Origin of the sequence: Bacteroides faecis MAJ27 (assembly GCF_900106755.1) — a bacterium.
GTDB classification, from domain to species: domain Bacteria; phylum Bacteroidota; class Bacteroidia; order Bacteroidales; family Bacteroidaceae; genus Bacteroides; species Bacteroides faecis.
This window is the reverse complement of the sequence record NZ_FNNN01000022.1, coordinates 42,327-56,867: the sequence shown is the minus strand read 5'-3', so window position 1 is coordinate 56,867 and position 14,541 is coordinate 42,327. Positions and strand designations below refer to the sequence as shown.

Sequence of the window (14,541 nt, the reverse complement as noted above, 5' to 3'; positions counted from 1 at the left end):
TTATACAATTATAGAATATATACAACTAATCATCTAACTTTCAGATTCCTTACATTATCGCATACAGCCACTGCTATTCTCGAGTCTGCGCAACCATAATAGAGATATAATTTCTTCTTATAATACGCCAATCCCTCAATAAACACCGTTCCATCTTTGTATTGCCCACTTTTCTCAAAAGAGGCCTCAGGTACAAAGAAAGGTTTATCTAACCGATCCAAAACTTTATAAGGATCATTATTATCAAACAAGAGTTGTCCTGCACAATAGGCTCCTACCGGATAATCGGTGTCCCTCTCTTTTCCTGCATTTTTTCCATTATATAGAAGTACGATCCCCTTTTTAGTCCGTATTGCCGGAGGTCCGCATTCTGTCATCTGACAGTCAAAATGACCTTTACGCGGTCTCGCCAACTTCTTTAGTTCATTCTTCTCGTCCAGCACTGGATACCAGTCCACAAGATTGTCAGAAGTAGCTGCATGAACAGCATACTCTCCCCAGTACATGAAATACTTGCCATCTACTTTATCAATAACAAGCTTTTCTTTCTTTACTTTAGTCAGTATGGAAGCGGATTTACTGGCTATTTTAGTGAAACGTCCGTCATAGGCCTTTTCAAAAGCGGGTCCATGTTTTGTCCAGTTTTTCAGATCCCGGGAAGTGGCTACAGCGATACGCGGTGTCTTCCGGTTCCATGCCGTATAAAGCATCACATACAGTCCGTCTTCCGTCATTGCTACACGCGGGTCCTCACAGCCACCGGGCCATTCTATACCTTTAAAGTTATCTTCCGCTGGAAATAATACTGGAGTATCCAGCTTTGTCATCGTGACTCCATCCGTGCTCTCAGCATATCCGATACGTGAAGTCCTTTTACCGATGCCCTGTGCTGAATTATCTTCCGCCCGGTAAAGTACGACTATTTTCCCGTCTTTCACGGTAGCCGCCGGATTGAATGTATCACTCTCTTCCCACTTCACCTGCTGCTTCTGCATCGGACAATAAAAAGAAGTAGGTTGAGGTGAAATTACGGGATTAGCACCTTCAGGACGTACGAAGGGACCGAGTACCCAATTTCTGTTATCCTCTTTACCTGTAGTCGTATCCGTAGAAGGTTTCATGGTAAATCCACATAACATCAATATACCGGTCAGACTAATTACGAGTTTTAGTTTCATCTTATTTTCCTGCTTTATTCATAATAAATCATTTACCTTTACAACAGATATTGTCCCTCCTCTTTCAATCTTTTACGCAGATAATCAGTATCGATTTTGTGGACATCATTCCTTGCCTGTTTTATAGCATGTACTGCAGCCATTCCGGCAGCTTCGCCAGTCACCAGACAAGGAGGCATTACCCTTAAACTCCCGAATGCTTCTTCATCAGTAGATATACAGCGCCCTGCGGTCAATACATTTTTCAGTCCTTTTGGTGTCAGGCAGCGATAAGGTATTCCATGAGACTCCCCTTTTTTATAACGCGTCTCTTTATGACCTGGTTTATGAACATCTATATAATAGCAATTACGTCCGATTTCATCCTCAAAAGTTCTACGTTCTTTCCAGTCCTCTACCGTAAAAGTATAATCACCTTCAATCCGACGGCTATCTCTGACTCCAAGCAAAGAAGCAGTCTTCACCAAAAAAGCACTACCAAAAGTTTTGGGTTGAACGTCCTTCATTGCTTCCAAATATTGTCCGGCAATTTGCCGACCTACCATCATTGCCTGCGTAGTAGCCCAAGGATCCGTTGAATCGACATTATCAAGATGTCCGGCATTGAACTGTACCACATCCGGACCAATAAAATTACTATTAAAATGCTTATCTATCAATGGATATTTCCCAGACTCAATCGCTTTATAAACAGGGCTGTTCTTATTGCTAGTATGCAATGAAGGCCCCGTCAGATTGTAGTTATAGCTATCGACATTGGCAAACGAGAAACATAAAGATGAGCTCTGTACCACCCCACTATCATCTCCTCTTTTGAATGATGCGCCTGCCCATGCCGCCAAATCCCCATCACCTGTCGCATCAATAAAAACTTTTGCCTTGAAAGCAACAAGCCCGGATTTATTTGCAACAATAATAGCATCTACCGTTTCATCGGCTACTTTTTCTACAGCGGCAACTCTTGAAAAGAAGAGTACTCGGGCTCCCGATTCAGCAACCATCTGATCATAAACTGTCATCAAATATTCGGGATTTATACTCACCCAATTCATTTTCTGTTTTCTCTCATGCGGTACTCCTTTTCTCGAAGCTTCAAAGATTTTCTCTGCCAAACCTCTATAAATGATTTTCTCACCATCAGAAAACGGACACCATGCCGGAACCATACCGGCTGTCCCCATCCCGCCAAGTTGGCCCATTGCTTCAATCAATAGAGTCTTGGCCCCTTCGCGTGCTGCCGAGATAGCGGCAGCACAACCACCAGGTCCTCCGCCAACTACAATAACATCCCACCGATCATCTACGGCAATCTTTGTATTCTTCAGACTCAGTCTGGATTGCGTTGTTCCTCCCTGCGTATTGAGGCTAGGTACAGTGAAAGCTGCGGTCAACAGCCCTGCCTTTTTTAAGAATTCTCTTCTAGAAGTCATAGTATTCTCTTTATCATTTGGTGAACATCAGTTCCTTTGTCCGATTCGCTAAAACTCAATTAAACAATCCGCCTATCAATGAAGCTATAAATTTAAGTTTCATCTTACTTAAGTTTATATTTCTGGCTATCGATATTCCATCCTTTCAATACCAGCATTGCTCCTTCGCTCAGTTTTTCCTTTGCCGTCTCAATCGTTACTGTTTTCTTTTCACCCGGAGTCAGGGAGAAGAAATTATCCGTATAGAATGATGGGCGTATCGGACTCATCTTTGCATTAAGAAATTGCAGTTGATTGAAGAAAGCTATCTGATTGGATGTATTTCTCATTGTGATATCAACAAAATAGTTATCACCTTCTTCCCTCACTTTATAAGCCAGTTTCACTTTAGAAGCCCGAAGTTTACTCAAATCCTCAAATCCAGAGGCTGCCGGACCGGTCAAGGTCGTCTTTCCTTCGTACTTATCGTTGGAACGCCAGTAGAAATTAGAAGAAATTTCTTTTCCCTTCTCATCTTTCAGTATTAATTTGATAAAGTGAACCTGAGAGATGCCATCGGGAAAACGAATGGTCAATGCATCATTCGCTACTCCATCTGCCGGTAAATTAACAGCAGCCGATTCTTCAAACACTTTCCGACTATTTATATCATACACCTGTGCCGTAACCTTATAGTTATCGAAAGAACGATAGAAATCATTCACCACAGAAACCGTATTCTTAAGATAATCGAACTGAGCATGCAAAGGTTCCAAAGAATTGGCCGTATGATAAAGCGAAGCTGTCGGTTCAAGAGACCAGTCCCACATACGGGAAGCTACCTGCCTCATCGAGCAGTTATGATACCAGAACAAAAGACCTGAACAAAAACGGTCACCGTAATCCAGCTTATTATAGTTCCATACTTCCCAAATGCTTTTGGAGTTTATTGCACCCAGCAATTGTCCCTTCTGAGCAAATTCATCAATCGAAGATGACTTTCCATAATGATTCACCAAGTCCGTATACATCGTAGTCATCAGATGAAAACCATTTCCATCCAGGTAATCCCACACTTCTTTGTTGATGGGCCACAAGTCTTTCTCATCCATCATTTCCCGGAGTATTTCTACTGTAGGAAGAGTCGGTGCACCATATTCAGGATTAAAGCCATCTACACGGCTCCCTCTGGGAGAAGCTGTATTTTCATAATGCTGCATCGGATTCACCTGTTTATAAGGGCTGCCATCATGTACTCCAGCACACTCCGACTGCATCTGATATCCGCGTGTACCATCCAACTGATTCAGCAGTTCGGGAGTACCGGTCATTTCTGTGCTTTCATTGGAAGCAACATAATAAGCCAGAGACGGATGATTACGAATACGCTTCACTGTAGATTCCACGTTACTCATATAGAGAGCCTTGTCATGCGGATGACGAGTATCTCCTGTCATCCAGAATTCCTGCCATACCAGCAAACCCAGTTCATCACAGAGCTGAAAGAAATAGTCAGATTCGGCAATGCCACCTCCCCACATACGCAGAAGGTTGACGCCCGACTGGCGGGTATAGCGCAATTCAGCATAAGTACGTTCGTCAGAGTGTCTCAACATAGCTTCCGGTATCCAGTTCGTACCACGGATAAACAACCGTTTACCATTCACATAAAAGACACGTGATTTGTCAGGAGTTTTAGTATCGGAAGTGATTTCACGAATACCAAACCTTGTCTTTACAGAATCGCAGATCACTCCATCAACTGATACTGTCAACTTCAAATCATATAAGTTTTGCGGTCCTTTGTTGACCGGCCACCACAAGCGAGGAGAATTCATCACAAGTTGCGGAAACTCTTCCGGAGAAAAAGTAACCAGTTTTTGTTCTCCCCGAATCACTCGGAATGATTTCTCAAAAGATATATTCTCACCTACAATCTCACCCTTTACTTTGCAATTAATTCCACTATTGCTAGTTGACGAATTAATCACTTCTACAGATACGGTCTCACGTGCCTGGTCATAATCCGGTTTACGCAATTCAGACTTAATAAACGGATGACGTAGAGCTACCTTTCCGGTAGCATAGATAGAAATGTTTTTCCAGATACCTGTATTGCGGTCACGGATGCCATCCATAAAGGTAAAGTCCCAGCCTACAGTCATCAACATCGTAGTATTCAATCCGATATTGCCGTTACCACCATTATGGAATTCTCCCGCAGCCCCCCAAGACTTCGGCTTAGTACTTCCGGGAACATCAACCGGATACACTTTTACAGCCAGTGCATTATTCTTCCCTATCTTTACAAAATCGGTCACATTAATATAGTCCTGTATAAACATACCATTGATGGTACTAAGCAAATTCCCATTCACCCATACTTCTGCCCGATAATTGATTCCATCCAGCTGTAACCAAACATTCTTCCCCTTAAAAGATTGAGGAACTGCAAACTCGGTACGGAACCAATAAGTATAAAAATCTCGTCCGACCTGAGAAATATCAGGAATCAGCTTCGATTCAATCTTATTATTAACTCCATAATAAGGTTCAGGGTATTTTTGGTTATACACTAAAGAATTTAAGACTGTACCGGGAACAATGGCTGGCAACCATTTTTCAGTCGGATAATCTGATGAAGATATCTTCTCACCCGGATCTGTGGTATCGCCTGCTTTCATCATTTTCCACTGATAATCTCCATGATGAGTGACTTCCGAATCAAGCCAAATACGATTTGGATCTCTGGCGTCATTCATCCTATTTTGTGCAGTCAATACTGAACTGAAAAATAGTAGCAAAACAGAAAAAAGGGTCTTAACAAAGTTATGCATATTTATGTTATAGTTTTAAATGGTTTTTGGCATGGAACAAAAGTAGAGGTTTCCTTTTATTCAACCTGCCAAAAACAGGTCAATAAATGAGATTTTAGTCCCAAATTATTTTAATAAAGGACATAATTGCCCGTATTCACCGTTATTTTTCCAGAAGAGCAACCGTACACCAAAGATAAGGAGCCTGACCGTGATAATCACCGGTATGACGAGGGCGATCATAATAATACTGCTTACTATTCTTTTTATTCGTTCCCACACACACTTCTCTTACATCATTCTTCTCATTAATATACGGTACTAAAGCCATCCATGCTTTGCGGGCTGCCGGACCATATTCTTTTGCCTTGAGCCATCCTTGCTTGACTCCGGTAATAAATGCAAAAGTAAACATAGCAGATCCCGAAGTCTCAGCCCAACAATCAGGCTGGTCTATTAACTGATTCCACAAGCCATCGGACGTCTGATATTTTTTCAGACTCTTCATCATTTTGCGATAACCTTTCAAAATACGCGGACGATATTTACTATCCTCAGGCAAACATTGAAGTAATTCTGCCATCCCTGCCGCCATCCATCCATTACCACGTCCCCAATAAAAAGGAACGTCCGGTGCATGGTAGAAAAGCCCATTCGGGCGTTGCAACTCATCTAAATAAAGCACCATTTCTTTGGCTGCACGATCAATATATTTCCGGTCTCCGGTCACTTTGTAAGCCTGAGTTTGTACAATGGTAATCATATACATATCGTCAATCCATAGACGAGTTTGCCAAGAATATCCTTTCGCATCCCATTCCTTTTCTTTGGCTTTTGCATTCCCGGGAAGTTCCCATTGCGTATCAGCATAAGAGATTCCTAAGTCCAAATAACGTTTATCTTTAGTTATTTTGTACAGTTCCAAACATAGACTGCCGAACATATTCCAATCTACATGCGTCTTTTTAGGCAAAATATTCTTTTTTGTCGTAAACAACGAATCAAACTTATTTTGCAACAGCTTAACCAGCCTTTCGTCTTTGGCGATTGCTGCATACTTAAGGGCACCACTCCAATTAAATGTATCAGCATAACCAATTCCTTTTCTATCGCTTATTCTATATTTCTCCATAAAACGATATGCCAGGCGATTACCGACTTCTTCCGGAGTATACCCTTGAGGAAAATCCGTCAACTTGCTCTGTGCCATTAATAGCTGAAAAGGCAAAATGCATAATAAAAAAAGTATTCTTTTATACATAACGATATTTTTAGTCATTAGATAATAAAAAGTTTATTCTTCTAGAAGAGCAACCGTACACCAAAGATAAGGTGCATGCCCATGATAATCCCCCGTATTACGGGGACGATCATAATAATACTGCATATCATTCTTTTTGTTAGTACCGACACACACTTCTCTTACTTTATCATTCGAGTTTATATAAGTAAGCATAGCCAACCATGCTCTTCGAGCAGCTTCACCATACTCTTTTACCGGTAACCATCCATATTTCACTCCCATAATAAATGCGTAAGTAAACATAGCCGAGCCCGATGTTTCTACCCAGCAGTCCGGTTTATCAATCAACTGTCTCCACATACCCTCTTCTGTTTGATAATTTTTCAGACTTGCCATCATAGTTTGGAAACCTCTTACAATAGGCAAATGATATGGGCTCGATTCCGGCAGATAGCGAAGCACTTCTGCCATCCCTGCCGCCACCCATCCGTTTCCTCTTCCCCAAAAATAGGGTACATCCGATGCATGATAGAAAAGTCCATTCGTACGTTGCAACTCATCCAGATACATCGCCATTTCTTTAGCAGCGCGCTCAACGTATTTCAACTCACCGGTCACTTTATAAGCATGCGTTTGAATGACAGGAATCATATACATGTCATCAATCCACAAGCGAGTTTGCCAGCTATATCCCTTCGCTGCCCATGACTTCGCACTTGCACTTGCATTTTCCGGTACTTCCCATTGGGTATCTGCGTAAGGTATACCCATTTCCCGATATCGTTCATCTTTAGTGATCAGATACAATGTGAGAGGAAGACTACCGAACATATTCCGGTCAACATGGTCCATCCCAGGCAAAAAGTGCCTATCAGTAGTAAAAAAAGACTCAAACCCATCTTTCAAGGACCGGATCAGTTCATTGTCTTTCGCTACTTCCGCATATTTCAATGCTCCGTTCCAAGTAAAAGTTTCCGGATAACTGAGAGTTTTCCCATTATGTTTCCCCTTTGCAAAAAGTTTTCCCAACCGTTTCCCTATCTCCTTAGGAGTACTCCCTTCCGGAAAATCAGTCAGTAAGGGAGTATCAATTGTCCGCTTGGTCTGTAACATCCATTCCTGAATTTCGATTCCTTTTCCGCCTTGATTCCGATGAATGGTCAGTTTATAATACTGATACGCCTCCTTATGTCTCAACTCCAAAAACTTTTTCTCCCTTTTTTCAAACTCCTGCCGAATTCTATTATCTAGTTCGGCCCACTTCACATTGTCATTCGATCCGTAAAGAGACCACGCACCAGGTGCATTTCCTTCTTTATCTCCGGTTGCCATAACCGAATAATAACGCGCTACAACCGGTTCTTTTCCCTTCCAGATGATAGAGACAGAATTATTAGGAGTATAGAAAGAAGTTGTCCAGTCTCCATCAACCAAACTACTAATATCTTTTCCCTCAGGAGAGTCATCATACTCAGGAGAGATAGTACCCTCTGTCGGCATATTATAATTATCTGCCTTCAACTGATACACATAGGTGTATTTTTCCTTTTCGTCATTTTCCGTACCTTCCTGAACCGGTGGCACAGGGTCTTCATTTTCACTGGAACAGCTATAAAGCATACCACCCGATGTCATTATCAGGAATATGCAACACAGTGCCTTCGCTATATCATGTATCCAACCATCATTTTTCATTTTATACATCTTATTCTTCATTATTTTCCTTCTAGTTCCAGTACAGCTAAACGAGCCAGCATCTCGACAAAAGCTCCTTCGTGCAGGACTTGCCAAGAAGAATTCGTTTTACCGATAAAATAATTATTACTCAGCAGATTAGTTGTTTGATTCCGGCATTCTGACATCCAAGCCTGCAACATGCTCTTCTCGAACGCAGTGACATAATCCCTTCTTCCATCAATCTTATACAGTTCAAGGAAACCACGAAACAATACAGAATAAAACCAGACATGATCTCCATTTATACGATAGAACTTTTCTCCCAGTTCTTTTGAGTCATACAAGGTAAACCACTTACTGTAGGCTGAACGGGCAATCTGCTGCGCTTCATTCAGATATTGTTGTTCTCCTGTTATATTGTACAATAAACAAGCAGCCTGCATTGGCTGACCGGAATTGTAACTGTACTTACTTTTACCTATAGTCATCGAAGGAGTAATATTATCATAGAAAAGGTGATCACTCGGATCTTGCATGTATTGTATCAACCATGCATAAAATTCTTTAGCTTTATCCAGATACTTCTGCTCTTTGGTTATCTGATATAATTTACATCCCAATACTGCAGCCGGTGCGGTAGAACATGTATGTTTATTACTGTATGCCGGTATTTCCCTCCAAAGAATACCGCCACCACATGAACTGGTGTTTCCCACCATCAAATAATCCCAAACCATTTTCGCCTTCTCCAAGAAACGATTTTCCTTTGTCTGTTCATACAGTTCCGCCATATCCAGTCCTATCCAGACATTATCGTCATAATACCTTTCATTTCCGTTTTGCGGATAAACTGCGTAAGCGCTGCGCTTGTTATCAGTTGTGATAAAACGATTGATACTGTTAAACATACGGTCAGTCAAATCTGCATACTTTTTTTCATAAGCAGATACCCCGATTGAAGCTCCACGCAAAGCTACATAGCCAGAAAGCCCTGCTCCTTGATCCCAGACTACGGCATCTCCATCCCAATAAGGTCCGGTAGCAAGCGGATATCTTGTATTCCAACAGTCACGTGCAGACTTTCCGAAACAAAGATTCATTAACGAAGTCATCAGGATGTCAGCTCTTTCCAGGAAACGGGTTCTCACTACCTCTTCTTCACGAAGCGGCGTAGCAGTGACCGTCAATTCCTCCGAGCGTTTCCCATAATTATCGACAGCGACGGCAGTCACAATATATGTTCCCGGTTCAGAGACAACTATTAACAGTGAACCAACCTTTTCTGTAGCAATACGTATGTTTTTCTTTGCTGTGTTCTCAGGTTTATCTCCCTCTAACAAATAAGAGATCTCTACAGAAATAGCTCCGACAGGATTAGTCCAGCTTACTTGCAATTCATTCGCTCTCTCCGTTTTCTCTGCCACAAGATTGGTAACCGGAGGTACTGTTTTTGGGCCCTGTCCATCCTGCTTTCCATCATCTATTTCATCCGTGATAGGCGAGTCGCCCCCACCGCATGCACCTAATAATGCAAATAAGAGAAAGAAACAGATTCCTAACAGCATATTAAATCGGATATTTTTCATGATATTCCTAGTTTATAGGGTTACTTTATTCTCACTGGTTCAATCGTTTCTCCTGTGATACTAATTACTCCTTTATCGGAGATATTAAAGTTACTGATATAGGAAGTACGGGGGCCTACACTTGTCTCACTTGCATGAGCATGAAAGATATATTTATAACTTCCATTGGCACAGACAAACGGTGCTCCATGTCCTGTACCGACTAGCCCTACAGACTTAGCAGCCTCTTTGTCTCTCCGGAGAATCGGATTTCCGCTATACTTGGTCCAAGGTCCTTTAGGAGAACTAGCCGTTGCATATCCTACAGCATAGTCTTTACTTTCATAGTGGTTTGCTGAATATATCAGGTAATAAGTATTCCCTTTCTTCAACAACGAAGGACCTTCGGCAATCGTCCCTTGTTTCTTCTCCCAAGGTTCAGTAGCACTTATACACTTAGTCAATGTTTCTTTTTTTATACTGGTCAAGTCGTCATTCATTTCTGCTACCCAAATCACGTTTCCCCCGGTAAATCGTACATAATAGAGATAAGGAGTACCATCATCATCTATAAAAAACGAAGTATCAATTCCTTTTTCATCTGCTACAATAGGCTTCTTTTCCCTCTGTATAAAGGGGCCTTCCGGGCTAGTAGAAGTAGCTACACAAATATGTTCTTCCACCGAATAGAACATATAAAACAAATTCTTTGATTTCACATAATATACTTCCGGAGCCCAATACCATTTAGTTCCCCAGGAATTTTCCGGTGACAAAGCCTTTATATCATTTCGCTTCCATTGCTTCAAATCTTCAGAGATATACACTTCGAATCCGTTAACACGAGTTCCATATGCATAGTATTTACCTTCATGGTATAACACAAAAGGATCGGCAATCGGCAATTTATACTCTGCTATTATATCCGGGTCAATCGCGTCTTTTTCGGCTGGAGTAGCTGAAATCGTCACTTTCTCGGAACGCTTACCATAATTATCAACGGCTACAGCAGCAATTTGGTAGGTTCCAAATTCTGGTAATTGGAGTGTATATTTGCTATTTTTCTCACCATATACACGCACATTAGTAGTCAATGGAGTTCCTCCGCCACCTACTTCTAAAGCATAAGAAATCTCTACTAATACTGCATCTGAAGGATTTTTCCATTTCAGTTGCAATTCGTTAGCTTTTAATGTGGCAACAGCAGTAAACTCAGTGATCGGATCCATGCTATCCTCCTGAACATCTCCGCTTTCCGTGTTTTTTCCTTCATCCAATGCTTTTTCATTATCATCATTACATGACACCAAGCATGTCATCCCTATAATAAACAAAATATTGAAGAGTATTCTTTTTCTCATACCTTTCCTTTTAAAAGAAGTAAATAATTAGGTTAAAAAAGGAGAAGACTTAAACAGATGTCAACCTTCTCCCTATAAGTTTTATTAGAATAGAAAAAGGGGGAGAACCTTCCTATCACATAGATAGAATCCCCCCCAATATTTATAAGAACTAAACAAACTTCAGTTTACCACTGAATCTGCTGATCTTCGTCAGGAATCAAAGTATTCAAATTACGCTGCATTGCCAAAGAACCTTCTACCACGTATTCAAGCTTTGTACCAGGGACAGTTGTATAATCCTTAAAAGAGTAATATAAATAAAGAGTAATATAAATCTTCTTCAGATAAGGCTTTAACTCATCCATCTCTTCATTCATTGTAAAGGTACACGCCTTTTTTTCATCAAGTTCTAATTCAATCTCTGGATTATCAGACCACACTTCTAACAATTTAGAATCTGTACCTTTTTCCGGAAAACGAATAAACACTTTGTACTGTTTGCGATCAAGATAATCTATATCTCTTGTACCTGCATAGATAAAAATTGTCCTATCATCTACCACAAAAGCTCTTTGCGAGGATATAGTGAAAGGATTTTTCACATCAGGCTTAAGAAATATTCGATATTGAGCCGCATCATACGTGCCTGAATAATCATTGAACGGAAGTAAACGCAGCATAGCTCTACGATAATATTTACGCGGGTTTATCTGATAATCATAAGATTGGTCACCCAATATCTGTATGGGTAACACCCACTTATCTGCCTGATCAAGCGTTTCATCCAATTTAAATTCAATCGGCAATGTTGTCAGACATTCACCAGCCGGCATTTCAACAGACTCCGGCATACTATAATACTTACTTGGCAACTGTTGAAAATAAAGTTCTTCACGATGTCCATATTGTTCTATATTTAACCGTTCCAAAGTATCAGGATCCAAAGCAAAATGAATTGTATGAGATTGACTAGTCATAGTAGATCCACTCATAATAACCGGAAGGTCATATTTTACCACTCCACCTGGCTTAAATCGAACATACGTCGTGGTCACTCCCTGATCATTAACATTCGCTTTGAAAGAAGCCATATGTAAATATTGTTCATCTTCCCATTCTTTATTACAGGCTGTGCTACAAACAATTAGCACAATACCCCAAATTATATTATATATATTCCTCATTTTATTTAATATTTAAAAAGGTTATTCCGGATTTGTCCAACCTGGATTCTGGACCAAATTAATATTATGCTTCAATTCAGTATGGTCAATAGGACAGAGCCACATCTTTTCTGCAAAAATAGTAGGCAGCGAAGTACACATTATTGGTGTATGGAACTGCTCCGCCATATCTTTAGTAGCCAGCATATTACAGCCATATATAGGAGTGGTTTCTTCTACAGGTGCATCTAGCCAACGACGTAAATCCCAGTAACGATGTCCTTCAGCAAAAAATTCAATCTGACGTTCCCGTTTTAACATCATCCGGAATTCGTTCGGATCATCATAGGCTGTTTCATGCCCTTGAACATTGTCATAATCCGGTAATCCCGCACGAATACGGATCGGACGAATTCCTTTCTTCATCTCAGTTACATCACGTTTTACAGAATGGACTTTACTACCATCCCAAGATGGAATTTCATATGAACCAGTCAACTCATTTAACGCCTCTGCATAAATCAATAATATTTCAGCGTAACGAATAGCCGGATCTGCTTTATGTTCAATACGTTCAACGTCATACGAATTTTTCTGCGTATAACTAATATCATTAGGATGTACATATTTCTTTATACCGATACCTGTACGAAGCCAATAAGAAGAATTAGCATATCCATTATTTCCACCACGATAATAAAATACTTGTATATTTTTCTCCTCGGCATGATTGTTATCATTTAACGCATTTAACAAATGCCATGTACTTCCATTATAACCTACTGATGCATAAAATCGAGGTTCACGTTGTACATATTGTTTAGAAACCCCTGTTCCCAGTGGTCCCAACTCTGGATAATTGGCCAACTCCTCAGCTTTCACATATCCCTCTGCCCTCGGGCGAGAATCATAACGGCCTTTATATCCATCAAACTCCTTATACATGTCATTCATACCAGGACAATTTGTACCATCGTTCATGTAATAAGCATCACATTGCTTCTGGGTCATACCTTGCGAACCATATCCACCAGCGCCATTACGTGGAAGTTGATGAACAACCATAATATCTACACTTTCACGACTTTGATTCTTGCCTCGAGTAAAGATTAGCTCTTCATTCTGACTTACTATAATACTGCCATCAAACATTTCACGATATGATTGAAAAGGATCAATATTTTTCCAACCATTTGGCCAAGACTGATCAGAAAATTCATCATCATGTGGCGGAACAATTGTTGCCGGATATGCTATATCACCAGCATTGCTATTGAAATAAGCCACATGTATGCCATAAATATTCAAATCCATCACATCCTTAGCAGCAGCTGCTGCTTTTGCCCACTTAGACTCATCGTAGGTTTCTGGAAGCAACCGTTTTCCATCTTTATTTACCAAGGCTGAAGATACTACTTCTGGAGCTTTCCCATTAAATAATGGACTAGCCGCATACAAAAGAATTTTAGCTCGCAAAGCCAAAGCAGCTCCTCTCGTCGGGCGAAGAACTTCCTGTACAGAACGTTGTAATGGCAATTGTCCTGCAGCTTTCAAGAGCTCACCAGTTATGTACTCCACACATTCGTCATATGAATTTCTGGGGTAAGCTAATTCATCATATTCTTTCGTATAATCCACTCCTTCATCTGGTATAATAGGTATTGGACCAAATGCACGGAGCATCAACCAATAGTAGTAAGCTCGCAAAAAATGCGCCTGCCCCTTAAAATCTATGATCTCTTCCTCTGTGAACTCTTTGTTCTTATCTATATTATTTAAAAAAATAGCTACCTGACGAATACCTAAATAAGCATTCTTCCAAATACCACTGCTAGAGTTATTAACTCCGCTTTCACTATAATGCCCACTCTTCCACTTATCGTAGCCACCATCTCCATAATACATGTCATCAGCAAAGTTAAAAGGATAATCTCTCTTACTACAAACATCTTGTAGATAACCATTACTTAAATAAGAGTATCCTCTTGCTAACCACCTATTTGTGTAATCCCGGTTACTGAAAACATCTTCAATAGTCATTCTCTCATCAAATAGATAATCAGAATCTAAGTAATCTGAACATCCTACCAAAGAGGTTAATCCCACAGCGAAGGACAAAATTGTTATTATCTTTTTCATATGTTTTT

The 14,541-nt window shown here is 40.5% G+C and carries 9 protein-coding genes; all 9 read right to left on the bottom strand.

Translation table 11 applies throughout. The annotated features are described in order from the left end of the window. Nucleotides 1–29: 29 nt before the first annotated feature. Nucleotides 30–1,178, bottom strand: coding sequence for a beta-1,2-mannosidase (locus BLW31_RS17605; RefSeq protein ID WP_010535711.1), 1,149 nt, complete (start codon nucleotides 1,176–1,178; stop codon nucleotides 30–32). A gap of 38 nt (nucleotides 1,179–1,216) precedes the next feature. Next, nucleotides 1,217–2,608, bottom strand: coding sequence for an FAD-dependent oxidoreductase (locus BLW31_RS17600; protein ID WP_010535712.1), 1,392 nt, complete (start codon nucleotides 2,606–2,608; stop codon nucleotides 1,217–1,219). A gap of 104 nt (nucleotides 2,609–2,712) precedes the next feature. Beyond that, the gene (locus BLW31_RS17595; protein ID WP_029425094.1) at nucleotides 2,713–5,424 is read right to left on the bottom strand and encodes a glycoside hydrolase family 2 protein; all 2,712 of its coding nucleotides are present in this window, start codon (nucleotides 5,422–5,424) and stop codon (nucleotides 2,713–2,715) included. Between the two features lie 142 nt (nucleotides 5,425–5,566). Beyond that, on the bottom strand, nucleotides 5,567–6,664 hold the full coding sequence (locus BLW31_RS17590) for a glycoside hydrolase family 88/105 protein (RefSeq protein WP_022301661.1): 1,098 nt from the start codon (nucleotides 6,662–6,664) through the stop codon (nucleotides 5,567–5,569). Between the two features lie 33 nt (nucleotides 6,665–6,697). Then, nucleotides 6,698–7,759, bottom strand: coding sequence for a glycoside hydrolase family 88/105 protein (locus BLW31_RS17585; RefSeq protein WP_029425096.1), 1,062 nt, complete (start codon nucleotides 7,757–7,759; stop codon nucleotides 6,698–6,700). A 602-nt stretch (nucleotides 7,760–8,361) separates the two neighbouring features. Further along, nucleotides 8,362–9,909: a glycoside hydrolase family 76 protein gene (locus BLW31_RS17580; RefSeq protein ID WP_074759631.1), complete on the bottom strand. Its 1,548-nt coding sequence runs from the start codon at nucleotides 9,907–9,909 to the stop codon at nucleotides 8,362–8,364. A gap of 20 nt (nucleotides 9,910–9,929) precedes the next feature. Beyond that, the gene (locus BLW31_RS17575; RefSeq protein ID WP_048692907.1) at nucleotides 9,930–10,853 is read right to left on the bottom strand and encodes a glycoside hydrolase family 43 protein; all 924 of its coding nucleotides are present in this window, start codon (nucleotides 10,851–10,853) and stop codon (nucleotides 9,930–9,932) included. 563 nt (nucleotides 10,854–11,416) lie between these two features. After that, nucleotides 11,417–12,415, bottom strand: a complete 999-nt coding sequence (locus tag BLW31_RS17570) for a DUF4973 domain-containing protein (RefSeq protein ID WP_010535718.1) — start codon at nucleotides 12,413–12,415, stop codon at nucleotides 11,417–11,419. 21 nt (nucleotides 12,416–12,436) lie between these two features. Further along, nucleotides 12,437–14,533, bottom strand: coding sequence for a RagB/SusD family nutrient uptake outer membrane protein (locus BLW31_RS17565; protein ID WP_010535719.1), 2,097 nt, complete (start codon nucleotides 14,531–14,533; stop codon nucleotides 12,437–12,439). Nucleotides 14,534–14,541: the final 8 nt, after the last annotated feature.